We start from the raw sequence: 23,309 nt of genomic DNA, 5'->3' as shown, positions 1-23,309 counted from the left end.
GCACCGTCGGCATCGGCTACCTGGTCGGCAACCGCGGGGCGTGGGCCCGCGGGGATCAGCGGCGGTGGGTCGTCGCGGCGAGGTAGTCGCGGTTGAGCTGCGAGATCACGTCGAGCGGGATCTCCTTCGGGCAGGCCACCGCGCACTCGCCGGTGTTGGTGCAGCCACCGAAGCCCTCGGCGTCGTGCGTCTGCACCATGCGGATCACGCGGTCGGAACGCTCCGGCTGCCCCTGGGGCAGCTCGCCGAGGTGCGTGATCTTCGCCCCGACGAAGAGCGACGCGCTCCCGTTCGGGCACGCGGCCACGCACGCACCGCAGCCGATGCACGCGGCCGCCGTGAACGCGCGGTCGGCGTTCGGCTTCGGCACCGGCGTGGCGTGCGCCTCCGGCGCGGCGCCCGTCGGCGCGGAGATGTAGCCACCGGAGGCGACGATCCGGTCGAACGCCCCCCGGTCCACGACCAGGTCCTTCACCACGGGGAAGGCCGCGGCGCGGAACGGCTCCACGGTGATCGTCTCGCCGTCGCGGAAGTGCCGCAGGTGCAGCTGGCAGGTGGTGGTGGCCTTCTGCGGGCCGTGCGGCTCACCGTTGATCACCATGCTGCACGCGCCGCAGATGCCCTCGCGGCAGTCGTGGTCGAACGCCACCGGCTCCTCGCCGTCGAGGATCAGCTTCTCGTTGAGCACGTCCATGAGCTCGAGGAACGACATGTCCTCGTCGGCGTCGTCGACGCGGTAGGCGACGATGCGCCCCTCGTCATCGGGGCCGTCCTGGCGCCAGACGCGCAGGTTGAGCCTCACTTGTAGCTCCTCTGGCTGGGGGTGACGTACTCGAAGTGCAGGTCTTCCTTGTGCAGGACCGGAGCCTTGCCCTCACCGGTGAACTCCCACGCCGCGACGTAGGAGAACTCGTCGTCCTTGCGGGCGGCCTCGCCGTCCTCGGTCTGGGACTCGGCGCGGAAGTGCCCGCCGCAGCTCTCCTCGCGGTGCAGCGCGTCGAGGCACATCAGCTCGGCGAGCTCGAGGAAGTCGGCCACGCGGCCCGCCTTCTCCAACGACTGGTTCAAGGTGGCGGCCGAGCCGGGCACCTTCACGCTGGTCCAGAACTCCCGGCGCAGCTCCGGGATCCGCTCGAGCGCCTTGCGCAGGCCCTCCTCGGTGCGCTCCATCCCGCAGTGGTCCCACATGAGGTGGCCCAGCTCGCGGTGGAAGGAGTCCACGGTGCGGTCGCCGTCGATGGCGAGGAGCTTCGTGACCCGGTCGGCCACCGCCTGCTCGGCCTCCCGCACCTCCGGCGCGTCCTTCGTGATCGGCTCGACGCCCCGGGCGAGGTAGTCGCCGATCGTGTTGGGCAGCACGAAGTAGCCGTCGGCGAGCCCCTGCATCAGCGCCGACGCACCGAGCCGGTTGGCGCCGTGGTCGGAGAAGTTGGCCTCCCCCACCACGAACAGGCCCGGGACGCTGCTCTGCAGGTCGTAGTCGACCCACAGCCCGCCCATCGTGTAGTGCACCGCCGGGAAGATGCGCATCGGCACCTCGTAGGGGTCCTCGCCGGTGATGCGCTGGTACATCTGGAACAGGTTCCCGTACTTCGCGGCCACCGCGGCGCGGCCCAGGCGCGCGATCGCGTCGGCGAAGTCGAGGTAGACGCCCAGGCCGGTGGGCCCGACACCGCGGCCCGCATCGCAGACGTTCTTCGCGGCGCGGCTGGCGATGTCGCGCGGCACCAGGTTGCCGAACGCCGGGTACTGGCGCTCCAGGAAGTAGTCGCGCTCGGCGTCCGGGATGTCGCCCGGCGCCCGCGTGTCCCCGGCCTTCACCGGCACCCAGACCCGGCCATCGTTGCGCAGCGACTCGCTCATCAGCGTGAGCTTCGACTGGTGGTCGCCGCTCACCGGGATGCACGTCGGGTGGATCTGCGTGTAGCAGGGGTTGGCGAACAGCGCGCCCTTGCGGTGCGCCCGCCAGCTCGCGGTGACGTTGCAGCCCTTGGCGTTCGTGGAGAGGTAGAAGACGTTGCCGTAGCCACCCGACGCCAACACGACGGCGTCGGCCAGGTGGCTCTCGGTCTCCCCCGTCACCAGGTCGCGCGCCACGATGCCGCGGGCGCGCCCGTCGACCACGATCAGCTCGAGCATCTCGTGCCGCGGGTACATCGTGACGCCGCCGGCGTCGATCTGGCGCTCCAGGGCCTGGTAGGCGCCCAGCAGCAGCTGCTGGCCGGTCTGGCCGCGCGCGTAGAAGGTGCGCGACACCTGCGCCCCACCGAACGAGCGGGTGTCCAGCAGGCCGCCGTACTCGCGGGCGAACGGCACGCCCTGCGCCACGCACTGGTCGATGATCTGCACGCTGATCTCGGCGAGCCGGTGCACGTTCGACTCGCGGGAGCGGAAGTCGCCGCCCTTGACCGTGTCGTAGAACAACCGGTGGATGCTGTCGCCGTCGCCGCGGTAGTTCTTCGCGGCGTTGATGCCGCCCTGGGCGGCGATGGAGTGGGCGCGCCGCGGGCTGTCCTGGTAGCAGAACGAACTCACCTGGTACCCGAGCTCGGCCAGCGTGGCCGCGGCCGACCCGCCGGCCAGGCCCGTGCCGACCACGATGACCTTCATCTTGCGCTTGTTGGCCGGGTTCACCAGCTTGACGCCGAACCGGCGCCGCTCCCAGCGCGTCTCGATCGGACCGTCGGGCGCCGCGGTGTCCACTAGCGGCGAGCCGACGACGAAGTCGGAGTACGAGGCCATGTCACGCCACCAATCCGGTCAGCACGGCGAACGGGACGGAGAGGAAACCGGCCACCAGCACGATCGCCACGCCGAGCGCGACGCCCTGCAGCGTCTTCTGGGTGGCGGAGCTGGAACGGCCGAACGTCTGCAGGGCGCTCCACACGCCGTGCCGGACGTGGAAGCCGACGGCCACCACGGCGAGCGTGTAGGCGAGCGTGACGTACCAGCGCTCCGGCGCGAAGTCGGCCACGAGGTTCGCGTGGACCTCGCTGTGCACGCCGTTCGGGTTGAGCGTGCCGGTCGTGAGGTCGAGCAGGTGGTAGACGACGAACAGCGCGATGATCACACCGCCCCAGCGCATCGTGCGGGCCGCGTAGCTGCCCTGCACCGGGGTGCGGTGGGCGTAGCGCACCGGACGGGCCCGCCGGGCGCGGCGCGCGAGGATCGTGGCCGACACGATGTGCGCGACCAGGGAGACCGCGAGCACCACCCGCACCAGCCAGAGCACGGTCTCGGCCGGCAGCGCGGGCTCCCCGACCTCGCGCAGCCAGGCGGCGTACGTGTCGATCGCCTCCGCCCCGAGGAAGATCTTCAGGTTGCCCACCATGTGCGCGACCAGGTAGAGCAGCATCACCGCGCCCGAGGCAGCCATGACGTACTTGAGCTGGATCGACGTGCGGCGCGGCGGGCGGCCCGCGCGCAGGGCGGGGCGCTGATCCACGGTCACCATGCGCTCAGCGTCGATAGCGCAACGGGGTGCGGTCCAATGCATCGAATGCGCTGATGCCATGCACGTACGCTATGGGCGTGACGTTGACGCAGCTCGCGTACTTCCTCGCCGTGGCCGACGTGCGCAGCTTCACGCGAGCGGCCGAATCCGTGGGCGTGGCGCAGCCCACGTTGTCGCGCCAGCTCAAGGCGCTCGAGACGGAGCTGGGCGCCGAGCTGGTCGACCGCGGCGCCCGCGACGGCCCCGTCCTCACCCCCGCGGGCGAGGCGCTGCTGCCGCTCGCCCGCCGCATGCTCGCCGACGCCGACAGCGCCCGCACCGCCGTGGCCGAGATCGTCGGGCTGCGCAGCGGGCGCATCCGCGTGGGCGGCACCCCCTCGCTGTGCATCGGCGTGCTCGCCGACGTGCTGCGCGTGTTCCACGAGCAGCACCCGGACATCCACCTCGAGCTGTCCGAGGACGGCTCGCAGCCGCTCGTGCGGTCGCTGGTGCGCGGCGAGCTGGACGTGGCGCTGGTGATCGTGCCGCCGGCCGGGATCGACCCCGCCCTGCACACCACCCCCGTGCTGCGCGAGCGCCTGTCGGTCGCCTCCCCCGCCTCGGAACGCTCACCCACGGCGCGCGCCTCGATGAGCGTGCGCGAGCTGGGCCGCCGGTCGCTCGTGGTGCCCCGGCGCGGCTACGACGTGCGCGAGTCCACGCTCCAGGCCTTCGCGGACGCCGGCGTGGAACCGCGGTTCGCGGTGGAGGGCGGCGAGATGGACGCCGTGCTGCGGATGGTGGAGGCGGGCACCGGCGTGGCGGTGGTGCCCGACCTCGTGTTCGCCGGGCGCCCGCGGCTGCGCCGCACGGTGCTCACCCCGCCGATCTTCCGCACGGTGGCCCTCGCGCGGCGGGCCGACCTCACCCCCACCCACGCCGTGCGCGCGTTCCGCGCCACGCTGCTGTCGTTCCTCGCCGTGCTGTCGGCCGGTGACGGCTTCGCGGGCGACGTGCAGGTGCTGCGCCCCGCCACCGACTGAGCCGTCACGTCCGGCGGGATCGCCCGTCCGGCCGTTATGGTCCCGGGATGGCCGAAGCCGACATCCACTTCTACTTCGACCCGGTGTGCCCGTTCGCCTGGATGACCAGCAAGTGGGTGCGGATGGTGCAGGCGCAGCGCGACTACGAGGTCGACTGGCGGTTCATCTCCCTGCGGCTGGTGAACGCCCAGGTGGACTACGCCGAGCAGTTCCCGCCGGGGTACGAGGCGGGCCACACGGCGGGCCTGCGGCTGCTGCGGGTGGCCGCCCGCACCCGCGCCGAGCACGGCCCCGCGGCGGTGGGTGCGCTCTACGCCGCGCTCGGGGAGATGATCTTCGACCGGGAGGGCGCCGCAAACGACGCCGAAACCCGCGAACGGCGCGGCACCGCCGAGTTCGTGGAGCCGGTGCTGGACTCGGTGGGGCTGCCGGTCACGCTCGCCGCCGCCTTGGACGACGGGTCGTGGGACGCCGAGATCCAGGCCGAGACCGACGAGGCGCTCTCACTCACCGGCAAGGACGTGGGCACGCCGATCCTGCACTTCGAGCCCCCGGACGGTGTGGCGTTCTTCGGGCCGGTGATCAGCCGGCTGCCCACCGAGGAGCAGGCCGCGCAGCTGTGGGACCACGTGATCGCCCTGACCCGCTTCCCCGGCTTCGCGGAGCTGAAGCGCAGCTTGCGCGAGCGGGTGCAGCTGCGCGCCCTCGGCTGGCGCGACGGCGAAGTCGGCGCGCTCGAGGACTGGCACGGCGGGAGCAGGCGGCTCAAGAAGTAGCCGCAGCGCTAGCCAGCGGCTCAGTCGTCGACGACCTCGCCCTCGCCGAGTTCGTCGATCTCGGCCCCGCGCTCGGCGAGCGCCTCCTTCACCACGCGGTAGGCGGTGCCCGCCCCGTAGCCCTTGCGGGCCAGCATGCCGACCAGCCGCCGCCCGGCCGCCGCCCGCTGCTCGGCGGTGCCGACGGCGAGCGTGCGCAGCTTGCGGTCGACCAGCTCCCGCGCCCGGCGTTCCTCGGACTCGGCGTCGACCTCGGCCAGCGCCTCCCCCGCGTCCTCGTCGCTCACGCCCTTGCGCCGCAGCTCCATGGCGATGGCACGGCGGGCGAGCCCGCGGTGGTTGTGCCGCGAGCGCACCCACTGTCCGGCGAACGCGGCGTCGTCGATGAGCCCGACCTCGTCGAACCGCTCCAGCACCGTGTGGGCCGCGTCGTCGGGCACGCCCTTGCGCCGCAGCGCCTGAGCAAGCTCCTTGCGGGTGCGCGCGCGGTCGGTGAGCAGCCGCAGGCAGACCTCGCGCGCGACGGCCACCGGGTCGGCGTCGGGGTCGAGCTCCTCGGGCCCGCGCCCGCGCCGGCCACGCGGGCGCTTGCGCGACCGGCCGTCCTCCGCCGCCGGGTGGCCCGGCTCCGTGGTCTCCGGCGCATGCCCCACCTCGACCAGCTCCGCCGGTTGCGACGCATCGGCGAGCCGGGCGCCCCGCCGCCTGCGTGCTCCTCGGCGTTCGGCCGTGTCCTGGTCGTCGCCCGGGCCCTTACTCGAGTCAGGGCGGCCGGCGTCACGGCCCGGATCGCGGCCCTGGTCCCGGCCGGAGTCGCGGTCCAGGTCACGGCGGCCCGGATCCCGGCGGCCCGGGTCGCGGTCGGCGGCCGGCCGGGTGCCGCGGCGGCGGCCGGCGCGGGCGGCCCGGTTCAGTGCGCCGGGGCCGAGTTCGGCGACCTCGACGTCGTCGCGGCCCGCGCCGATCGCGGGGCTGTCGAACAGCGCGACAACGCCGGGCGCCGCCGGCTCCGCGTTGCCCTCGTCGAGGTCGGCGACCGGTGCGGCGGACGCGCTCCCCACGCGTCCGATCCGCCCCAGGTCGGCCGGCCCGACCGGGACCGGGCTGCCGTCGACCGGTTCCGGGGTGGTGCCGGCCGCGAGCAGTTCGCCGAACCGCGCGACCGGTGCGCTCTGCGCTCCCTCACCGGCCGGCGCGTCGAGCCCGTCGAGCCGCGCGACCCGGCCGGGCTCCGGCTCCGGATCGCGAGCCATGCTCAGAAGTCGACGGGAGCGGGCAGCGGCTCGGCCTCGGCGTCGACCTGGGCGCCGATCCCGAGCTTCTCCTTGATCCGCTTCTCGATCTCGTTGGCGACGTCGGGGTTGTCGCGCAGGAACTTGCGGGCGTTCTCCTTGCCCTGCCCGAGCTGGTCGCCCTCGTAGGTGTACCAGGCACCGGACTTGCGGATGATCGCCTGCTCGACGCCGACGTCGATCAGCGAGCCCTCACGGCTGATGCCGACGCCGTAGAGGATGTCGAACTCGGCCTGCTTGAACGGCGGCGCCACCTTGTTCTTGACCACCTTGACGCGGGTGCGGTTGCCGACCATGTCGGAACCGTCCTTGAGCGTCTCGATGCGGCGGATGTCGAGGCGGACCGAGGCGTAGAACTTGAGGGCGCGGCCACCGGTGGTGGTCTCCGGCGACCCGAACATCACGCCGATCTTCTCGCGCAGCTGGTTGATGAAGATCGCCGTGGTGCCCGAGCTGCTCAGCGCACCCGTGATCTTGCGCAGCGCCTGGCTCATGAGCCGGGCCTGCAGGCCCACGTGGCTGTCGCCCATCTCGCCCTCGATCTCCGCGCGCGGGACGAGCGCCGCGACCGAGTCGATGACGATGATGTCGAGGGCGCCGGACCGGATGAGCATGTCGGCGATCTCGAGGGCCTGCTCACCGGTGTCGGGCTGGGACACGAGCAGGGCGTCGGTGTCGACGCCGAGCGCCTTGGCGTACTCGGGGTCGAGCGCGTGCTCCGCGTCGATGAACGCGGCGACGCCACCCGCCGCCTGCGCGCTGGCCACCGCGTGCAGCGCGACCGTGGTCTTACCGCTGGACTCGGGGCCGTAGACCTCCACCACGCGCCCGCGGGGCAGGCCGCCCACGCCGAGCGCGACGTCGAGCGCGATCGACCCGGTGGGGATGATCCCGATCGGCGGGCGGGTGTCGTCGCCGAGGCGCATCACCGACCCCTTGCCGTGGTTCTTCTCGATCTGTGCGAGGGCGAGCTGCAACGCCTTCTCGCGGTCGGGTGCGGTCATCGCCGGGTCTCCACCTCAGTGCTCGGACGGGTCTGTCGTCGGCGTCGACGGTAGGGGGCACCACCGACGATCTGCGCGGGGCGGTGGCGATCTGTGGACAGTCGCACCGCGACGTGGATGGAATCGTAGCGAACACCTGTTCGAGCGGCGACATGACACGCCGGGTGGCGAGGATGCCGCGCCCGGCGGCGGTCCCGGAAGTTCAGGAAAGCCACTTTCAGGGCCGGAGAGGCCCGGAACGTGGCTTTCCTGAACTTCGGAGGGCCTCGGGGGGCTTCGGCCGGCCGCTTCGGGCAGGCGGATGCGTGCGAGCCGAACGTCGTGGTCGTCACGCACGCCCTGACGTACTGCTCACGCCGATCACCGCGGGTGAGCAGTACCTGAGGGTCGACCCGACCACGCTGGCGTGCTGCTGGGCGCGGGTGCTCGCCGACGGCCGCCCTGGGAGCGGGCAGGAAAGCCACATTCAGGGCCGCTGCGGCCCTGAATGTGGCTTTCCTGAACCAGCGGCGGCCGCTGTCGGTGGGCCGCCCTACCCTCGCCCCGTGAACCGCACCGACCGCCTCTACGCCCTGGTCGAGCACCTGCGCGCCTGCGCTCCCCGCCGCGTGAGCGCCCGCGAGCTGGCCGCCCGGTTCGAGGTGAGCGCGCGCACCGTCGAGCGGGACGTCTCGGCGCTGCAGCAGGCCGGGGTGCCGATCTACGCCGACGTCGGGCGCAGCGGCGGCTACACCCTCGACAAGGCCCGCACGCTGCCGCCGCTCAACTTCACGCCGGCGGAGGCGGTCGCGGTGGCCATCGCGCTCGGCCGGGAGGAGGGGTCGCCCTACGGCCGGGCGGCGCGCACCGCGCTGCACAAGATCCTCTCGGCGATGTCGGCGGGCGACGGCGCGGCCGCGCGCGAGCTGGCCGACCGCATCCGGTTCCTGTTCCCCACCGAGCCGGACGCCCCCGCACGGGTGCCCGCGGTGCTGGAGGAGGCCGTGGCCACGTGCCGCGTGGTGCGGATCGGGTACGTCGACCGCTCCGGGGCGGTCACCGCGCGCGACGTGGAACCCGTGGGGTTCAGCGCCGGCGCGCAGTGCTGGTACTTCCTGGGCTGGTGCCGCCTGCGCGGGGAGGGCCGGGTGTTCCGCACCGACCGGATCCGCAGCGCCGTCCTGCTCGACGACCGGGCGCCGCGGCGCAGCTTCGAGGAGCTGGAGTGCGACCTCCCGGACGACCTCGTGGTCCGCGAGTTGCACCTCGTATGAGAACGTCGAAAACACCGACAGGGGGTTGTCGCGCGGCGGGTCGACGCTGCCGCCATGACGAACGACAGCAGCGCTCCCGCACCCGGCACCATCGCGTGGTTCCAGATCGGCACGGACGACCCGGCAGCCGCCCGGGAGTTCTACGGCGACCTGTTCGGTTGGAGCGTCGTGCCCGGCTCCCCCGCGCCGGGCTACGACTTCCTCGGCTACCCCGGCCAGGACCGGGCCGCGGGCGGTATCGCCCACACCGGAGGAGGCGTGGAGAACCACGCCGTGTTCATGGTGGTCGTCGAGGACGTCGCGGCCGTATGCGCCCAGGCGGAGCAGCTCGGCGGCAAGGTCCTCGTCCCGCCGATCACCACGCCGGCCGGGCTGACCTTCGCCCACCTGCTCGACCGGTCCGGCAACCGCTTCGGGGTGTTCCGCCCGCCGTCGGCGTGACGGTCAGCGGCGTGCAGGGGGCACGTCGTAGGCGCGGCAGACGGCGAGCCAGACCTCACGCGGCTCGATCCCGGCCTCGAGGGCCTGCTCCACCGTGCGGTCGCCCAGCTCGGCGAACACGTGGTCGCGGGACACCGACCCGGCGCGGGCGACGCCGAACTCGGTCTCCATCAGCTCGCGGAAGTAGGTCAGTCGCACGCTTCCACGGTAGTGGCACGCTCCAGGTGTGCCGGACCTGCTGCCCGCCGTGTGGACGTCGCTCGGTGGCGATCCCGACGAGCTCGACCGCATCGACGTCAGCGGCCCACCCGCGGTGCTGCGCTCCACGTTCCCGGTCACGGACGTGGGCGCCGCCGCGGTGGGCGCGAGCCTGCTGGCCGCCACCGCGGGCACGGGTGTGCCAGTCGCGGTCGACACGGGCGCGCTCGCGGTGGCCCTGCGCAGCGAGCGCCACGTCCGGCTCGACGGCCGGGAGGTCGGCAGCCCGTTCGACCCCCTGTCGGCCTTCCACCGCACGGCGGACGGCTGGCTGCGGCTGCACGCCAATTACGCGTGGCACCGGGCTGCGGCCCTGCGCGTGCTGGGCTGCGCGGAGGCCGACGCGCCCGCGGCGATCGCGGAGCGCGGTGCGCTCGAGTTGGAGGACGCGCTGCACGAGGCGGGCGGCGTCGGGGCCGCGGTGCGCACCGAGGAGACGTGGCGCGCGGCAGCGGGACCGCCGCCCCCGCTCGTCGAGCGGCGGGTGCTGGGCGCCGCGCCCCCGCGCCCGGCCGGGAGGCCCCGCGTGCTGGACCTGACCCGGGTGATCGCCGGCCCCGTCGCGACGCGCACGCTCGCGGTCCACGGCGCCGACGTCCTGCGCCTCGACCCTCCCGGCCGGCCGGAGATCGCGCTCCAGGCGTACGACACGCTGCCGGGCAAGCGCAGCGCGCTGCTCGACCTCACCGCGCACCGGCCGGCGCTGGAGGACCTGCTGGCCGGCGCCGACGTCGTCGTCACCGGCTACCGCCCCGGAGCGCTCGACCGCTTCGGGCTCGCCCCCGCCGAGCTGGCGCGGCGACACCCCGGCCTGGTGGTCGTCACGCTGTCGGCGTGGGGCCACGAGGGGCCGTGGGCGCACCGGCGCGGCTTCGACAGCATCGTGCAAGCCGCCTGCGGGATCGCCCACACCGAAAGCGTGGACGGCTCCCCCGGTGCGCTCCCGGCCCAGCTGCTCGACCACGCCACCGGCTACCTCGCCGCGGCCGGCGCCCTCCTCGCGCTCGCCGAACAGCGCCGTTCCGGCGGGAGCCACCACGTCCAGCTCGCGCTGGCCGGCACGGCGGCGTGGTTGCAGTCGCTCCCCCGCGTGGCACCGGGGTACGTCCCCGACGTCGACCCGCGGCCGTACCTGGTCGACCTCGACGCACCCGACGGCCGCCTGACCCTCGCCCGCCCACCCGGCACGGTCGGCGGCAGGCCCCTGACCTGGCCGCCCCCCGCCCCGTCGTACGGGACAGCCCGGCCGCGATGGGATCCGAGCCGGTAGCGTCGACGTCCGTGATGTCCGTTCTCGCGCAGGACCCCACCGGTCTCTCGTCGCCGCTGGGCCGGCTGGTGATCCTGTTCGGCCTGCTGGCGTCGCTGGTCGTGCTGGCGCGCTGGTGGTGGCACAACCGCCGCCGCTGACGTCCCCGCGTCAGGTCGCCGGCCGCGCCCGCAGCCCGGCGGTGCCCGCGGCCAGCAGGTACGGCACGGCGAGCACGGCGGCCACCACGCCGAGCGCCGCGTACGACGCCCCGGCGAACACGAGGCCGGCCGCGATGCCACCGACGGCGCCGCTCACGTTCATGGCGACGTCGGCGAGGCCCTGCACGCCGGTGCGCACCCGCACCGGCACCGACTCGGTGAGCAGCGCCGAGCCGGCCACGAGTCCGCCGGACCACCCGAGGCCGAGCAGCACGAGCCCGGCACTGAGCATCGCCGTGTCGGCCGGTCCGGCCAGGGCGCACAGGAGCCCGGCCGCGAGCAGGAACACCGCAGCCAGTGCGAGCACGCGCGGGCGCCCGGCGCGGTCGGCGAGCCAGCCGAGCAGCGGGCTGAACGCGTACATCCCGACGACGTGCAGGCTGATCACGAGGCCGACCACCGCGAGCGTGGCCCCGCCGTGGTCCATGTGCACGGGCGTCATCGACATCAGGCCGACCATGAGCAGGTGGCCGACGACGATCCCGCCGAGCCCGAGGAGCGCGGCGGGCGAGGAGAACAGCGCGGCCCGCACCTCTGCCGCGCCGGGCGGGCGACCCGGGTCGACGGGTGCCGCCGCGCGGGCGGCGATCAGGGGGTCGGGCCGCAGACCCGCCCAGGTGCCTGCAGCAGCGAGTGCGAAGGCCACGGTGCACAGCAGGAACGGGCCCGCACCGGGCTCCAGGCCCAGGTTCCCGGCCACGGTCTGGACCGGTGCGGCGAGGTTGGGGCCCGCGACCGCCCCCACCGTGGTGGCCCAGACCACCAGCGACAACGCGCGAGCCCTGCCGTCGGGCGGTGCGAGGTCGGTGGCGGCGAAACGGGCGGCGAGCCCGGCCGCGGTGGCGGCGCCGATGAGCACCAGCGTGCCGAGCAGCGCGGGCGCGCTGCCCAGCGACACGGCCACCACCGCACCCGCCCCACCCAGCGCCGCCACCGCGTAGCCGAGGCTGAGCGCGGGACGCCGCCCCGCCCGCGCCGCCACCCGGGCCACGACGAACGACGCCGCGGCCGCCCCCAGCACCGTGCCGGTCTGCGCCAGCCCACCAACGGCCTCCGAACCGGACATCCGGGCGGCCACGAGCGAGCTGACGGAGATCGCCCCGGCCACCCCGACCCCACCCAGCACCTGGGCGGCGGCGAGCACGAGCAGGATCCGGCGCTGGACGGCGGAGTCGACGGGCACCCACCGATCCTGGAGCGCACGGACGGGTGACGCCACCACGTTTGGGCCGAGGGCCCGCTCCTGGCCGAGGGCAGACGACCAACCGGCGGTTCCCCGATCACCCGTGCGGCACGCAACGGCGCCACAGACACGACTTGATGCTCGACGCCCGGAACGGGGGCTCGCCCGCGACACCGCGGCGAACGAGGTCGCGGCCTGCCGGTCGGGAACTGCGCGCCCACCACAGGCCTCCCGCTGCCGGGCTGCCCGTGCGCCCCTCCCCGGGAGCGCCGCCTCCGCGGCCCTGACACGGTTGTGATCGCCGGTCGGGCGCGTTTCGCGACACCTTGCGTCGGGTTCTGCGCCAAGGCGGCGATCATGCCTCTGGCGGTGGCCTCCTTGCCTCTGCGGCCCCTACGGCAGGCTTCGCGGGCAGGCCAGGGCCTGCCTGACCTGGCGCGCGGCGCCACCAGGAGGCTGTCTCCCCTGGAACGACTGCCCGCGCAGCGATCAGGGCCACACGACCACTCTCGCGGCGATCAAGGGGGCAATCCCGACCCCCATTGGCCCGCGAGACCTGCCTCCACCGGAAAACGCAGCGGCGACCTCCCTAGACCGCCTTGTGGAAGCCGCCGTCCACGATCACGTCCGTGCCCGTCGTGCTCGCCGAGCGGGGGGAGGCGAGCAGGGCGATGACGTCGGCCACCTCCTGGGGGTCGAGCAACCGCCCGGTCTTCAGCGCCATGGCCTCCGGAGCGACCTGTTCCAGCACCGCGTCGCGGTCGGCGCCGAACGCGGCGGCGAGGATGTCGGCCGCGCCGCCCTCGTCGGTCCACCACGGCGTGCGGACGGGGCCCGGGGAGACCGTGTTCACGCGCACGCCCTGGGGCGCGAACTCCTCGGACAGCGCCTTCGTGAGGTTGTTGAGCGCCGCCTTCGCCGCGGCGTAGTCGGCGTTCATCGCTCCGGGCTGGCGGGCGTTCGCCGACGACACGTTGACGATCGCGCCGCCACCGCGTTCCACCATCACGGGAATGGCCGCCCGCGTCGCGCGGACCGCGGAGAACAGGTTGAACTCGAACATCTCCCGCCAGTCGGCGTCGGTGAGCGGGAGGAACGAGAACCGGGGAAGGGACGTGCCGGGCGGTGGCCCGCCGGCGTTGTTGACGAGGACGTCCAGCCCGCCGAAGACCTCGACGGCGTGCGCGACGACGGCGGCCGGTGCGTCCGGGTCGCTGAGGTCGGCGGGCACGTGCACGAGGCCGGGTCCGGCGAGCGCGTCGAGCTCGGGGCTGCTCTTGCGGGACGCCACGACCACGTGGGCGCCCTCGGCGCGCAAGGTGCGCGCGGTCGCGAGGCCGATGCCCTTGCTGCCGCCGGTGACGACGGCGATCTTGTTGTTCAGGTTGAGGTCCACACGTCGAGCCTGCGGCCCCGCGGGCGCCCCGGGCTGGCGGTGATCGGACACCGCATGCCGCCGTCCGATTTCCGCTAGGGCGTGTCCGGTGGATCGGGGTCGATGGGCTTCGGGATCCAGATCGCCCCTGGCAAGGCGGAGGCGCGAGCCGTTGTACCGGCGTACCCGGTCGTGCCGACAACGCAGCCAGGGGTGATCTGGGCACGAAGACCGCGATCATGATCCGCCAGACGCGCCCTGACGGGCGGGCACCGGGTCCGGGAGCGGCGCGCGCCGGTCGGCGTAGGAGAGCGTGAGGCTGCGCCCGCCCGTCACCCGCGCGGTGGCGAGCGCCGCCGCGATCAGCAGGATCACGCCGACGTCCTCGCCGAGCTCCTCGACGTGGTAGCCGACGGCGAAGCCGAGGCCCTCGTTGCCCGCGGCCATGAACAGGCCCTGGACCACCTCGAGGCCCAGCCCGGTGGCGAGCATCAGCGCGATGCCGCCCACCAGCAGCGCGCGGGCGCGGGCGCGGACCCGCACGGCCAACGCCACCACCGCGGCGGCCACGGCGACACCCGCGACCGCCCCCGGGATCAGCCAGTAGAAGGGGAAGCTGCCGGTCTCCTCCACGAACAGGCGACCCAGCTGCTCGGAGCGCTCGTGCAGCTGGCTCTGGTCGTCGAGCGAGAGCAAGGCCAGGACACCCGCGGTGACCAGCCAGAACCGGGCTTCGGGTGCCCCGGCGGCGCGCGCCACGAGGAACGTGGCGAGGTGGACGAGCGCGGCAGTGGCGAGCAGCGCCACGCTCCACCAGGTGGGCAGGTTGTGCTCCACGAGCAGGTCGACGAACAGGCGCAGGTCGCGCAGCAGGGGCTGCGCGGGGTCGGCGAGCACGAACCCGAGGCTGAGCAGGGCGAGCGCCGCGCTCACCCCGCCGAGCCCCAACCAGAGGCCGGTCAGGCGCACCGGGACGCCGTCTCCGTCGTCCCCGAACGTCGTGCGGTGGCGCACCCGCAGCACGTCGCCTGCTCCGGACAGGACCAGCACGCGCAGGGCTGCCGCCACCACCAGCGCGGCTCCGGCGTTCTCGCCCAGCTCGCCGAGGTGGGCGGCGAGGACGGGCGCGGTTGCGGGCCCGGTGCGCCCGCCGAGCACCGCGGCGACGAACTCCCCGCCCACCGCGGACACCATGATCAGCACCCCGCCGGCAACGAGCGGGCCGCGCGCCGGCGTGCCCACCCGCGCGCCGAGCACGACGAGCACCGCGACGAGCACCGGCACGAGCACCGCGGCCACCGCGAACCAGTTCCGGGTGAGCACGCCCTCCCCGAGCACGAGCCTGCCGATCCCGCCGAGCCTGCGGTGCACCCCGCTGAGCTCGGTCAGCGAGAACGCCCCCACCAGCCCCGCGGCCGTGAACCAGGCCCCCGCCCCGACCACCCTCCCGGCGCGCGCGGCGGCCCCGGCCAGCGCGCACGCGAACGCCGCCGTGAGCAGCAACGCGGTGCTCCACCACGTCGGCAGGCTGTTCTCGCCCAGGACGTCGAGCCAGCGGGCGAGCTCGTTGCGCGCGTCGCGATCCGGATCGGTGACGGCGACCGCGAAACTCACGAAAGTCAGGACGGTCGAGATCACCATAATCCGGCCGACCAACCGCGATTCCGGGTAGATCATGAGCCGACCCCTCGTCTCGAGCGCGTGGCGACGAAAGAGCACGGCGAGGTTGGCACACGGCGTCGACATGTCGTTGCAGGAATGACGCGTGTCGTTCAGGAAATGCGATTTTGCGCCATTCGCGGGTTCACCCTGGGCCGAACGACGCAGCGGTCAGCTCGACCACGCCTCGGCCGGCACCTTCGGCATCGGCCGCCCCGTCTCCATCAGCGTCTTGAGGTCGGACAGCAGGTGCGGCCACCCGCTGCTCACCATCGTGCGCATCGTGCTGCCGGTCGGGAAGCCGTCGTGCACGACGGTGAGCTTGACCGTTGCGCCGTAGGGCTCGATCTCGAACGTCACCCTCGAGCGGCTCTCCGCGGCGAGTACGGCGCGGACGTCGTCCTCGATGCCGTTGAGCGCCGCCCACTCAGGGGTGGGCGTGTGCCAGGTGTAGGCGAGCTTCCGCGGCGGGTCGGCCTCCAGCACGACCTGCTCGGGATCGGTGACGCGGTGGCCGTCCTGCTCCCACACCATGGTCGATCCGGGCTGCCAGTCGGCCTCGAACGCGATTCCCCAGTACCGGCGGGTGAACGCCGGTTCGGTGAGCGCCTGCCAGAGTTTCTCGGGAGTGGTCTCGATGAAGGTGGTGTACACGAACGCGGGCTCGCCCATCGGGGCCTCCAATGCCTGTTTGAGATCGGCGAGGGCCTCCACCCGCCGCCGGTCGTAGTGGTGGATCCAGCGGTCGGCGATCTCCTGGATCGGCGCCGCATTGAGGTAGTGCAACTTCTCGCGGCCGCGCCGGATCGTGGTGACGAGCGCGGCCGCCTCGAGCACGGCGAGGTGCTTGCTGACCGACTGCCGGGCCATGTCGAGGCCTGCGCACAGCTCGGTCAGCCGCTGGCCGTTGCGGGCGTTGAGGCTGTCGAGCAGCCGGCGCCGGCTCGGGTCGGCCAGCGCCTTGAAGACCTCGTCCATACCGTCCGTCCGGTCGTTCATGCAGCCGTTCGGCTGCCTGTTGACGATAGGCAGCCAGTTGGCTGCATGTCAACGCCGTCGCGAGACTGGCCTCGTGACCGTGATCGCCATCCCGTTCCACCTCGACGAACCCCTGCCCGAACTGGAGCTCCCGCTCCCCGCCGACCGCACGATCGCGCCGGACCTCCCGGACGGCCCGCCGTGGGAGCGGATGGCCGTGCTCTACGAGGAGGTCGCCGAGGTGGTGGCGGCGCAGGTCCGGGACGGCCGGGTCCCGGTCGTGGTCTCCGGCGACTGCACCACGTCCCTGGGTGTCGTCGCCGGGCTGCAGCGGGCCGGCCGCGACCCGCGCGTCGTCTGGTTCGACGGCCACGGCGACGTGCAGACGCCGCAGACGTCGGCGTCGGGCTACCTGGGCGGCTTCCCGGTGCGCCAGCTCGTGGGCGGCGCGGACCGCACGGCCCCCGAGCGGCTCGGGCTGCGCCCGGTGCCCGAGCAGGACGTCGTGCTGGTGGACGCCCGCGACCTGGACCCGCCGGAGGCCGACTACCTCGCAGGCTCGGGGATCCGGCGGGTGCCGGTCGAGGAGGTCGGCGAGGTCGAAGGGCCGATCTACCTGCACGTCGACGTCGACGTGACGAACCCCGACGACCTCCCGGGCCTGCTGTTCCCGGCCCCTGGCGGCCCGTCGCTCGCGGCGGTGACCGACGCCGTCCGGGACATCGTCGCCGCGGGCGGGGTGGCCGCCGTCGGGATCGCGTGCACCTATCGGCCGGGCAGCGGGGCCGGCCCCCGCCTCGCCGGCCTGGTGGAGGAGCTCTCAGCCGCGCAGTAGCCGCGCGGCGGCGCGGCGGGCCTGCTCGATCCCGTCGGGCTGCCCGCCGGCCGTCACGGCCACGTTGGCGCCCTCGTAGAGCAGGTGCAGCTGCGCGCCGAGGTCCTCGTCGCCGCCCACCAGCTCGGTGAACAGCGCGCGCATCGCCGCCTTCTCCGCCCGGATGACGACCTCACCGGGGTGGCCGGTGCCGCCGATCTCGGCGTTGGCGTTGACGAACGCGCAGCCGCGGTCCTGGTCGGCGAGCCACTCCTCGAGGGCGTCGAAGACGGCGGCGGCCCGGCGCTCCGGCGGCACCCGGTCGATGTGGGCGCGCACGAACGCCTGCCAGCGCGCGGCGCGCCGCCGCAGGTACAGCGCGACCAGCGCGTCCTTGCTGCCGAAGCGGTCGTAGAGGGTCTTCTTCGTGGTGCCCGCGACGTCGGCGATCAGGTCGACGCCGACGGCGCGGATCCCACGCCGGTAGAACAGGTCGGCCGCCGCGTCGAGGAGTCGCTCCCCCGCGGGCGTGAGTGGCGCTACGTCGAAATCGGTGCTCATCCACTGCGAGTATACCGACCGGTGTGGTTACCTCGCCGGCATGAACCGACACGCGGACGCCGCGGCGGGCGCGGCCCTCGTCGTGATGTGGAGCTCCGGCTTCGTCGGGGCCGAGCTGGGCACCCGCTACGCCCCCGCCGACACGCTGCTGGCCTGGCGCTACATCGTGGCGGCCGCCCTGCTCGGCGGGCTCGCCGCGGTGCTGGGCACCCGGCTGACGCCGCGGGCGCTGCTGCGCCAGGGCACGCTGGGCCTGCTGTGCCAGTTCCTGTACCTGGGCGGGGTCGTATTCGGCGTCGGGCTCGGGGTGCCTGCCGGCACCACCGCGCTCATCGCCGCCGTGCAGCCGCTGGTCGTGGCGGTGGCTGCGGGCGCGGTGCTGGGCGAGCGGATCGGGCCGCGCCAACGTGCGGGGCTCGTGCTCGGGCTGCTCGGCGTCGCCCTGGTCGTCGCGGGGGACGTCGGCCCCGGCAGCGCGCCGTGGTGGGCGTTCCTGCTCCCGATCGGCGGAATGGCCGCGCTCTCCGCCGGCACGGTGCTGGAGCGGCGGTGGCGGCCCGCCGAGTCCCCGCTGGAGTCGCTCACGGCCCAGACCGTGCTCACCGCGGGCGTCTTCGTCGCGCTGGCGGGCGCGGGCGGTCACCTGCAGCCACCCGCCGACCCCGGCTTCTGGTGGGCCGTGGCCTGGGTGGTGGTGCTGTCGACGTTCGGCGGCTACGGCACCTACCTGCTGGTGCTGCGGCGCAGCGGCGCGGTGCGCGTCAGCACGCTGCTCTACCTCACCCCACCCACCACGATGGTGTGGGCGTTCGTGATGTTCGGCGAGGTCCCCGGCCCGCTCGCGGTGCCCGGGATCGCGATCTGCGCGGTGGGCGTCGCCATGGCGCTGCGGCCCCGGGTCCCGCAGCCCCGTCCGGCCCCGCTCGTGGCCCGGGGTTCAGGAACGCCACGTTGCTGAACCGCCAGGACAGGAACGTGGCGTTCCTGAACCGGAGGAGGCACCGGAACGTGGCGTCCTGAGCCCGGGACGCCCGAACTGTCGGACCCCGAGCGCATGATGGAGACCGTGAGCGCGCTCGACCGGTTCTCCCCCGCCACCTCGGACTGGTTCCGGGGTGCCTTCGCCGCGCCCACCGCCGCGCAGGAGGGGGCGTGGGCGGCGGCGCAGGAGGGCCGCCACGCGCTGGTCGTCGCGCCCACCGGCTCCGGCAAGACGCTCGCCGCGTTCCTGTGGGCGCTCGACCGGCTCGCCTCCGAGCCGCCGGCCGAGCCCGCCCACCGGTGCCGGGTGCTCTACGTGTCCCCACTCAAGGCCCTCGCCGTCGACGTGCAGCGCAACCTGCGCTCCCCGCTCGCCGGCATCCGCCAGGCGTCCACACGGCTCGGCCTGCCGGTCCCGGAGATCACGGTGGGCATGCGCACCGGCGACACCCCGGCCGACGAGCGCCGCCAGTTCGCCCGCACCCCGCCCGACGTGCTCGTCACCACGCCGGAGTCGCTGTTCCTGCTGCTCACGTCGGCGGCCCGGGAGTCGCTGCGGGGCGTCGAGACCGTGATCGTCGACGAGGTGCACGCCGTGGCGGGCACCAAGCGCGGAGCCCACCTCGCGCTGTCGCTCGAACGGCTCGACGAGCTGCTCCCCCGGCCCGCCCAGCGGATCGGGCTCTCGGCCACCGTGCGCCCGGTCGACGAGGTCTCCACGTTCCTCGCCGGTGCCCGCCCGGTCGAGGTCGTGCAGCCACCCATCCCGAAGACGATCGAGGTCGCGGTCCAGGTGCCGGTGCCCGACCTCGCGGCGCTCGACGAGCAGCCCGCGGTGGGCAGCTCCGACGAGGAGGTCGTCGGGTCCGCCGCGGGCACGGCCCAGCGGCCCTCGATCTGGCCCGCGGTGGAGCGCCGCCTGCTGGAGCTGGTGCGCGAGCACCGGTCCACGATCGTGTTCTCCAACTCGCGGCGGCTGGCCGAGCGGCTCACGGCGCGGCTCAACGAGCTCGCGGCCGAGGAGGCGGAGGAGGCGGTCGACCTCGACGCCGACACCTTCCCGGCCGAGGCGATCGGCCAGTCCGGGATCGGCGCCGGCGCGCCGCCCACCGTGGCCAAGGCCCACCACGGGTCGATGTCGCGGGAGCAGCGCACCCTCGTGGAGGAGGAGCTCAAGAGCGGGCGGCTGCCGTGCGTGGTGGCCACCTCCAGCCTGGAGCTGGGCATCGACATGGGCGCGGTCGACCTGGTCGTGCAGGTGGAGGCGCCGCCCAGCGTGGCGTCCGGGCTGCAGCGGGTCGGCCGGGCGGGCCACCAGGTCGGCGCGGTGTCGCGCGGGGTGGTGTTCCCCAAGTACCGGGGCGACCTCGTGTCCTGCGCGGTCGTCGCCGAGCGGATGACGGCGGGCGCGATCGAGTCCATGCGCTACCCGCGCAACCCGCTCGACGTGCTCGCCCAGCACGTCGTCGCGATGACGGCCCTGGAGCCGTGGCAGGTCCAGGACCTCGCCCGGGTGGTGCGCCGGGCGGCGCCGTTCGCGGCGCTGCCGGAGTCGGCGCTGCACGCGGTGCTCGACATGCTCGCGGGGCGCTACCCGTCGGAGGAGTTCGGCGAGCTGCGCGCCCGCATCACCTGGGACCGGGTCACCGACACCCTGCAGGGCCGGCCCGGCGCGCAGCGGCTCGCCGTCACCTCGGGCGGCACCATCCCCGACCGCGGGCTGTTCACGGTCATGACGCCCGGTGGCGCCGACGGCCGCGGGTCGCGGGTGGGCGAGCTCGACGAGGAGATGGTCTACGAGTCGCGGGTGGGCGACACGTTCCTGCTCGGCACGTCCAGCTGGACCGTCGAGGACATCACCCACGACCGCGTGATCGTCACCCCGGCGCCGGGGCAGCCCGCGCGGATGCCGTTCTGGAAGGGCGAGCAGATCGGGCGGCCGCTCGAGCTCGGCCGGGCGGTCGGCGCGTTCGTGCGGGAGATGGCGGGCCTGTCGGAGGAGGCGGCGCGGGAGCGGGCCGCGGCCGCGGGGCTCGACGAGTGGGCCGTCGACAACCTCGTCGCCTACCTGAAGGAGCAGCGCGAGGCCACCCGCCACGTACCCAGCGACCGCACCATCCTCGTCGAGCGCTTCCGCGACGAGCTGGGCGACTGGCGCCTGGTGGTGCACTCGCCGTTCGGGTCCAAGGTCAACGGGCCGTGGGCGCTCGCGATCGCGGCCCGGATGCGCGAGCGGCGCGGGGTGGAGGTCCACGCCTCGGCCGCCGACGACGGCATCGTGCTACGGCTGCCCGACGCCGTCGACGACTCCGGCGCCGAGGTGGTGCCCACCGCCGAGGACGTGCTGCTCGACCCGGCCGAGGTGGAGCAGATCGTGGTCGCCGAGCTGGGCGGCTCGTCGCTGTACGCGTCGCGGTTCCGGGAGTGCGCCGCCCGGTCGCTGCTGCTCCCCCGCCGCGACCCACGCCGGCGCACCCCGCTGTGGCAGCAGCGGCAGCGCGCCTCGCAGCTGCTCGCGGTGGCCGGGCGCTACGAGCAGTTCCCGGTCACGCTCGAGGCGATGCGCGAGTGCGTCCAGGACGTCTACGACCTGCCCGGCCTGCGCGAGCTCATGTCCGACATGCAGGGGCGCAAGGTCCGGGTCGTGGAGATGACCACGCCCGCGCCGTCGCCGTTCGCGCGCAGCCTGCTGTTCGGCTACGTCGGGATGTTCCTCTACGAGTCCGACGCGCCGCTCGCCGAGCGCCGGGCCGCGGCGTTGTCGCTCGACTCCACCCTGCTCTCCGAGCTGCTCGGTTCGGAGGCCATCCGCGAGCTGCTGGAGCCGGAGGTGGTGGCCGAGGTCGAGGCGCAGCTGCAGCGGCTGGCCCCCGACCGGCACGTCCGCGACGCCGAGGGCGCCGCCGACCTGCTGCGGTTCCTCGGCGACCTCACCCCCGCCGAGGCCGCGGCCCGAGGCGTCCGCGAGGAGTGGCTGCACGAGCTGGAGTCCGCCCGGCGGGTCATCCGGGTGCGCATCGCCGGTGAGGAACGGTTCATCGCCATCGAGGACTCCGGGCGCGTGCGCGACGCGCTCGGTGCCGCGCTCCCGGTCGGGGTGCCGGAGACGTTCACCGAACCCGTGGCCGACCCCCTCGGCGACCTCGTGCTGCGCTACGCGCGCACCCGCGGGCCGTTCGCCGCCGCCGAGTGCGCGGCCCGGTTCGGGCTGGGGGTGGCGGTCGTGGCCGGCGTGCTCGACCGGCTGGTCGGTACCGGTCGCCTCGTGCGAGGCGAGCTGCGCCCCCTCGCCCTGCAACCGGCCGCCGCCCACACCGCCGATCCCGTCGAGTACTGCGACGCCGAGGTGCTGCGCCGGCTGCGGCGGGCCTCCCTCGCCCGGCTGCGGGCCGAGGTCGAACCGGTGGAGCAGCGTGCGCTCGGCCGCTTCCTGCCCGCGTGGCAGGGCGTGCGGGCCGCGGCTGGTGGGGAGCGGCGCGGCCGGATGCGGCGGGCCCCGGGCGCCGAGGACGTGCTCGGGGTCGTCGAGCAGCTCGCCGGGGCGCCGCTGCCGGCGAGCGCGCTCGAGTCGCTCGTGCTGCCCGCCCGGCTACCGGGCTACACCCCGGCGCTGCTCGACGAGCTCACGGCGGCGGGCGAGGTCACCTGGACCGGGTGCGGGCCGCTCGGCGGCACCGACGGCTGGCTCGCGGTCGCCCCGGCCGACGTCGCCGACCTGCTGCTGCCCGAGCCCGAACCCGACACGGTCACCACTCCCCTGCACCGGGCGGTCCTCGCCGCGCTGGGCCTGCCCGACCTCGACGAGCCACCGGTCGGCGGCGGCGCGCTCTTCTTCCGCGAGCTCGCCGACCGCACCGCCCGCACCCTGCTCGACACCGGGGAGCAGGCGCCGGCCGACGACACGGTGGTCGCCGCCGTCTGGGACCTCGTGTGGGCCGGGCTGCTCACCAACGACACGCTCGCCCCGTTGCGGGCGCGCCTGTCCGGCGGTGGGCGCTCCGCGCCGGCCCACCGCACGCGGCGCACCCCCGGCCGCGGCCGCTACGCGCAGCTGCGCGCCGGGCGTCCGCCCATGCCCACCCGCACCGGCCCGCCGTCGGTCGGCGGGCGGTGGTCACTGGCCGTCGCGCGGGAGCCCGACCCCACCCGCCGCGCCCACGCCCGCGCCGAGGCCTTCCTCGAACGCCACGGCGTGCTCACCCGCGGCGCGCTCGGCACCGAGCGCGTGAGCGGCGGGTTCGCCGGCGTCTACCGGGTGCTGCGGGCCATGGAGGATTCCGGGCGCGCCCGCCGCGGCTACGTCGTCGAGGGGCTCGGCGCCGCCCAGTTCGCGGTGCCCGGCGCGATCGACCGCCTGCGCGCGCTGTCGCGGCCCGAGGCCGCGCCGGAGAGCGAGCGCACGAGCGTGGTGCTCGCCGCCGCCGACCCGGCCCAGCCCTACGGCGCCGCGCTGGCCTGGCCGGCCACCGTCGGCGACACCAAGCACCGTCCGGGGCGCAAGGCGGGGGCGCTGGTCGTGCTGGTCGACGGGGCCCCGGTGCTCTACGTCGAGCGGGGCGGGCGGTCGCTGCTGTCGTTCGGCGCCGAGCGCGACGAGCTCACCGCTGCCGCCCACGCCCTCGCCGGCGCCGTCCACGAAGGGTGGCTGGGGAGCCTGGCGGTCGAGCGCGCCGACGGCGTCGGCTCCCTGGGCTCCGAGCTGGCCGAGGTGCTCACCGAGGCCGGGTTCCGCGTCACGCCCAAGGGGCTGCGGCTGCGCGCCTGAGCCCCGGCACGGGCGGCGCTGCT

General features: G+C 74.6%; 20 protein-coding genes. 9 read left to right on the top strand and 11 right to left on the bottom strand.

Annotated features, from left to right (window positions below; all coding sequences use genetic code 11):
- Nucleotides 1-55: 55 nt before the first annotated feature.
- The 3 genes from ACFPL3_RS37070 to ACFPL3_RS37060 are packed head-to-tail and all read right to left on the bottom strand — an operon-like array spanning nt 56 to nt 3,454.
- Nucleotides 56-802, bottom strand: a complete 747-nt coding sequence (locus ACFPL3_RS37070) for a succinate dehydrogenase/fumarate reductase iron-sulfur subunit (RefSeq protein ID WP_343941984.1) — start codon at nt 800-802, stop codon at nt 56-58.
- The gene (locus ACFPL3_RS37065; RefSeq protein ID WP_343941985.1) at nt 799-2,742 is read right to left on the bottom strand and encodes a fumarate reductase/succinate dehydrogenase flavoprotein subunit; all 1,944 of its coding nucleotides are present in this window, start codon (nt 2,740-2,742) and stop codon (nt 799-801) included. The genes ACFPL3_RS37070 and ACFPL3_RS37065 overlap by 4 nt, the downstream gene beginning before the upstream one ends.
- A 1-nt stretch (nt 2,743) precedes the next feature.
- Entirely contained in the window at nt 2,744-3,454 is a 711-nt protein-coding gene (locus ACFPL3_RS37060; RefSeq protein WP_343941986.1) for a succinate dehydrogenase cytochrome b subunit, read from the bottom strand.
- 77 nt (nt 3,455-3,531) lie between these two features.
- Between ACFPL3_RS37060 and ACFPL3_RS37055 the strand changes: the two genes are divergently transcribed.
- Nucleotides 3,532-4,476: a LysR family transcriptional regulator gene (locus tag ACFPL3_RS37055; protein WP_343941987.1), complete on the top strand. Its 945-nt coding sequence runs from the start codon at nt 3,532-3,534 to the stop codon at nt 4,474-4,476.
- A 47-nt stretch (nt 4,477-4,523) separates the two neighbouring features.
- On the top strand, nt 4,524-5,252 hold the full coding sequence (locus ACFPL3_RS37050) for a mycothiol-dependent nitroreductase Rv2466c family protein (protein ID WP_343941988.1): 729 nt from the start codon (nt 4,524-4,526) through the stop codon (nt 5,250-5,252).
- Nucleotides 5,253-5,272: 20 nt separating this feature from the next.
- Here the strand turns inward: ACFPL3_RS37050 and ACFPL3_RS37045 are convergent, their stop codons facing one another.
- Together ACFPL3_RS37045 and recA are read right to left on the bottom strand one after the other, a co-directional pair.
- Entirely contained in the window at nt 5,273-6,505 is a 1,233-nt protein-coding gene (locus ACFPL3_RS37045; protein ID WP_379590532.1) for a regulatory protein RecX, read from the bottom strand.
- A 2-nt stretch (nt 6,506-6,507) separates the two neighbouring features.
- A complete protein-coding gene (recA, locus tag ACFPL3_RS37040) occupies nt 6,508-7,548 on the bottom strand; it encodes a recombinase RecA (protein ID WP_343941991.1) in 1,041 nt (346 codons plus the stop codon).
- Nucleotides 7,549-8,093: 545 nt separating this feature from the next.
- On the opposite strand from recA, the gene ACFPL3_RS37035 reads away from it, so the two are divergent.
- Together ACFPL3_RS37035 and ACFPL3_RS37030 are read left to right on the top strand one after the other, a co-directional pair.
- Nucleotides 8,094-8,801: a helix-turn-helix transcriptional regulator gene (locus ACFPL3_RS37035; RefSeq protein WP_343941992.1), complete on the top strand. Its 708-nt coding sequence runs from the start codon at nt 8,094-8,096 to the stop codon at nt 8,799-8,801.
- A gap of 54 nt (nt 8,802-8,855) precedes the next feature.
- Nucleotides 8,856-9,242 carry a VOC family protein gene (locus ACFPL3_RS37030; RefSeq protein ID WP_343941993.1) on the top strand — a complete coding sequence of 129 codons (387 nt, stop codon included), beginning with the start codon at nt 8,856-8,858 and terminating at the stop codon, nt 9,240-9,242.
- A 3-nt stretch (nt 9,243-9,245) separates the two neighbouring features.
- On the opposite strand, the gene ACFPL3_RS37025 is transcribed toward ACFPL3_RS37030, so the two are convergent.
- On the bottom strand, nt 9,246-9,440 hold the full coding sequence (locus ACFPL3_RS37025; protein ID WP_343941994.1) for a DUF3046 domain-containing protein: 195 nt from the start codon (nt 9,438-9,440) through the stop codon (nt 9,246-9,248).
- 28 nt (nt 9,441-9,468) lie between these two features.
- Here ACFPL3_RS37025 and ACFPL3_RS37020 point away from each other — a divergent pair, with 28 nt between their 5' ends.
- Both ACFPL3_RS37020 and ACFPL3_RS37015 read left to right on the top strand, forming a co-directional pair.
- Nucleotides 9,469-10,770 carry a CoA transferase gene (locus tag ACFPL3_RS37020; protein ID WP_379590529.1) on the top strand — a complete coding sequence of 434 codons (1,302 nt, stop codon included), beginning with the start codon at nt 9,469-9,471 and terminating at the stop codon, nt 10,768-10,770.
- 11 nt (nt 10,771-10,781) lie between these two features.
- The gene (locus ACFPL3_RS37015; RefSeq protein WP_343946775.1) at nt 10,782-10,910 is read left to right on the top strand and encodes a hypothetical protein; all 129 of its coding nucleotides are present in this window, start codon (nt 10,782-10,784) and stop codon (nt 10,908-10,910) included.
- 10 nt (nt 10,911-10,920) lie between these two features.
- Here the strand turns inward: ACFPL3_RS37015 and ACFPL3_RS37010 are convergent, their stop codons facing one another.
- The 4 genes from ACFPL3_RS37010 to ACFPL3_RS36995 all read right to left on the bottom strand — a co-directional run bounded on the left by ACFPL3_RS37010 (nt 10,921) and on the right by ACFPL3_RS36995 (nt 16,165).
- On the bottom strand, nt 10,921-12,153 hold the full coding sequence (locus ACFPL3_RS37010; protein WP_343946767.1) for an MFS transporter: 1,233 nt from the start codon (nt 12,151-12,153) through the stop codon (nt 10,921-10,923).
- A 589-nt stretch (nt 12,154-12,742) separates the two neighbouring features.
- Nucleotides 12,743-13,549, bottom strand: a complete 807-nt coding sequence (locus ACFPL3_RS37005) for an SDR family NAD(P)-dependent oxidoreductase (protein ID WP_343946768.1) — start codon at nt 13,547-13,549, stop codon at nt 12,743-12,745.
- Nucleotides 13,550-13,765: 216 nt separating this feature from the next.
- Nucleotides 13,766-15,142, bottom strand: coding sequence for a hypothetical protein (locus tag ACFPL3_RS37000; RefSeq protein WP_343946769.1), 1,377 nt, complete (start codon nt 15,140-15,142; stop codon nt 13,766-13,768).
- 216 nt (nt 15,143-15,358) lie between these two features.
- On the bottom strand, nt 15,359-16,165 hold the full coding sequence (locus ACFPL3_RS36995) for an ArsR/SmtB family transcription factor (protein WP_343946774.1): 807 nt from the start codon (nt 16,163-16,165) through the stop codon (nt 15,359-15,361).
- Nucleotides 16,166-16,259: 94 nt separating this feature from the next.
- Between ACFPL3_RS36995 and ACFPL3_RS36990 the strand changes: the two genes are divergently transcribed.
- Nucleotides 16,260-17,000, top strand: a complete 741-nt coding sequence (locus ACFPL3_RS36990; protein ID WP_343946770.1) for an arginase family protein — start codon at nt 16,260-16,262, stop codon at nt 16,998-17,000.
- Here ACFPL3_RS36990 and ACFPL3_RS36985 read toward each other — a convergent pair.
- The gene (locus tag ACFPL3_RS36985; protein WP_343946771.1) at nt 16,986-17,540 is read right to left on the bottom strand and encodes a TetR/AcrR family transcriptional regulator; all 555 of its coding nucleotides are present in this window, start codon (nt 17,538-17,540) and stop codon (nt 16,986-16,988) included. The genes ACFPL3_RS36990 and ACFPL3_RS36985 overlap by 15 nt on opposite strands.
- A 40-nt stretch (nt 17,541-17,580) precedes the next feature.
- Here ACFPL3_RS36985 and ACFPL3_RS36980 point away from each other — a divergent pair, with 40 nt between their 5' ends.
- Both ACFPL3_RS36980 and ACFPL3_RS36975 read left to right on the top strand, forming a co-directional pair.
- The gene (locus tag ACFPL3_RS36980) at nt 17,581-18,498 is read left to right on the top strand and encodes a DMT family transporter (protein WP_343946772.1); all 918 of its coding nucleotides are present in this window, start codon (nt 17,581-17,583) and stop codon (nt 18,496-18,498) included.
- A gap of 96 nt (nt 18,499-18,594) precedes the next feature.
- Nucleotides 18,595-23,286: an ATP-dependent helicase gene (locus ACFPL3_RS36975; RefSeq protein WP_379590525.1), complete on the top strand. Its 4,692-nt coding sequence runs from the start codon at nt 18,595-18,597 to the stop codon at nt 23,284-23,286.
- Nucleotides 23,287-23,309: the final 23 nt, after the last annotated feature.

The sequence above is a fragment of the Pseudonocardia zijingensis genome (assembly GCF_042657305.1).
Classification (GTDB): Bacteria; Actinomycetota; Actinomycetes; order Mycobacteriales; family Pseudonocardiaceae; genus Pseudonocardia; species Pseudonocardia zijingensis.
The sequence above is the reverse complement of the archived record's forward strand: the minus strand, read 5'-3'. Positions and strand labels throughout refer to the sequence as shown.

Bases quoted from the DNA above. Each gene is read 5' to 3' on its own strand.
- ACFPL3_RS37065 (WP_343941985.1), bottom strand. From the start codon at position 2,742: ATGGCCTCGTACTCCGACTTCGTCGTCGGCTCGCCGCTAGTGGACACC.
- ACFPL3_RS37060 (WP_343941986.1), bottom strand. From the start codon at position 3,454: ATGGTGACCGTGGATCAGCGCCCCGCCCTGCGCGCGGGCCGCCCGCCG.
- ACFPL3_RS37050 (WP_343941988.1), top strand. From the start codon at position 4,524: ATGGCCGAAGCCGACATCCACTTCTACTTCGACCCGGTGTGCCCGTTC.
- ACFPL3_RS37045 (WP_379590532.1), bottom strand. From the start codon at position 6,505: ATGGCTCGCGATCCGGAGCCGGAGCCCGGCCGGGTCGCGCGGCTCGAC.
- recA (WP_343941991.1), bottom strand. From the start codon at position 7,548: ATGACCGCACCCGACCGCGAGAAGGCGTTGCAGCTCGCCCTCGCACAG.
- ACFPL3_RS37030 (WP_343941993.1), top strand. From the start codon at position 8,856: ATGACGAACGACAGCAGCGCTCCCGCACCCGGCACCATCGCGTGGTTC.
- ACFPL3_RS36995 (WP_343946774.1), bottom strand. From the start codon at position 16,165: ATGGACGAGGTCTTCAAGGCGCTGGCCGACCCGAGCCGGCGCCGGCTG.
- ACFPL3_RS36985 (WP_343946771.1), bottom strand. From the start codon at position 17,540: ATGAGCACCGATTTCGACGTAGCGCCACTCACGCCCGCGGGGGAGCGA.
- ACFPL3_RS36980 (WP_343946772.1), top strand. From the start codon at position 17,581: ATGAACCGACACGCGGACGCCGCGGCGGGCGCGGCCCTCGTCGTGATG.
- ACFPL3_RS36975 (WP_379590525.1), top strand. From the start codon at position 18,595: ATGATGGAGACCGTGAGCGCGCTCGACCGGTTCTCCCCCGCCACCTCG.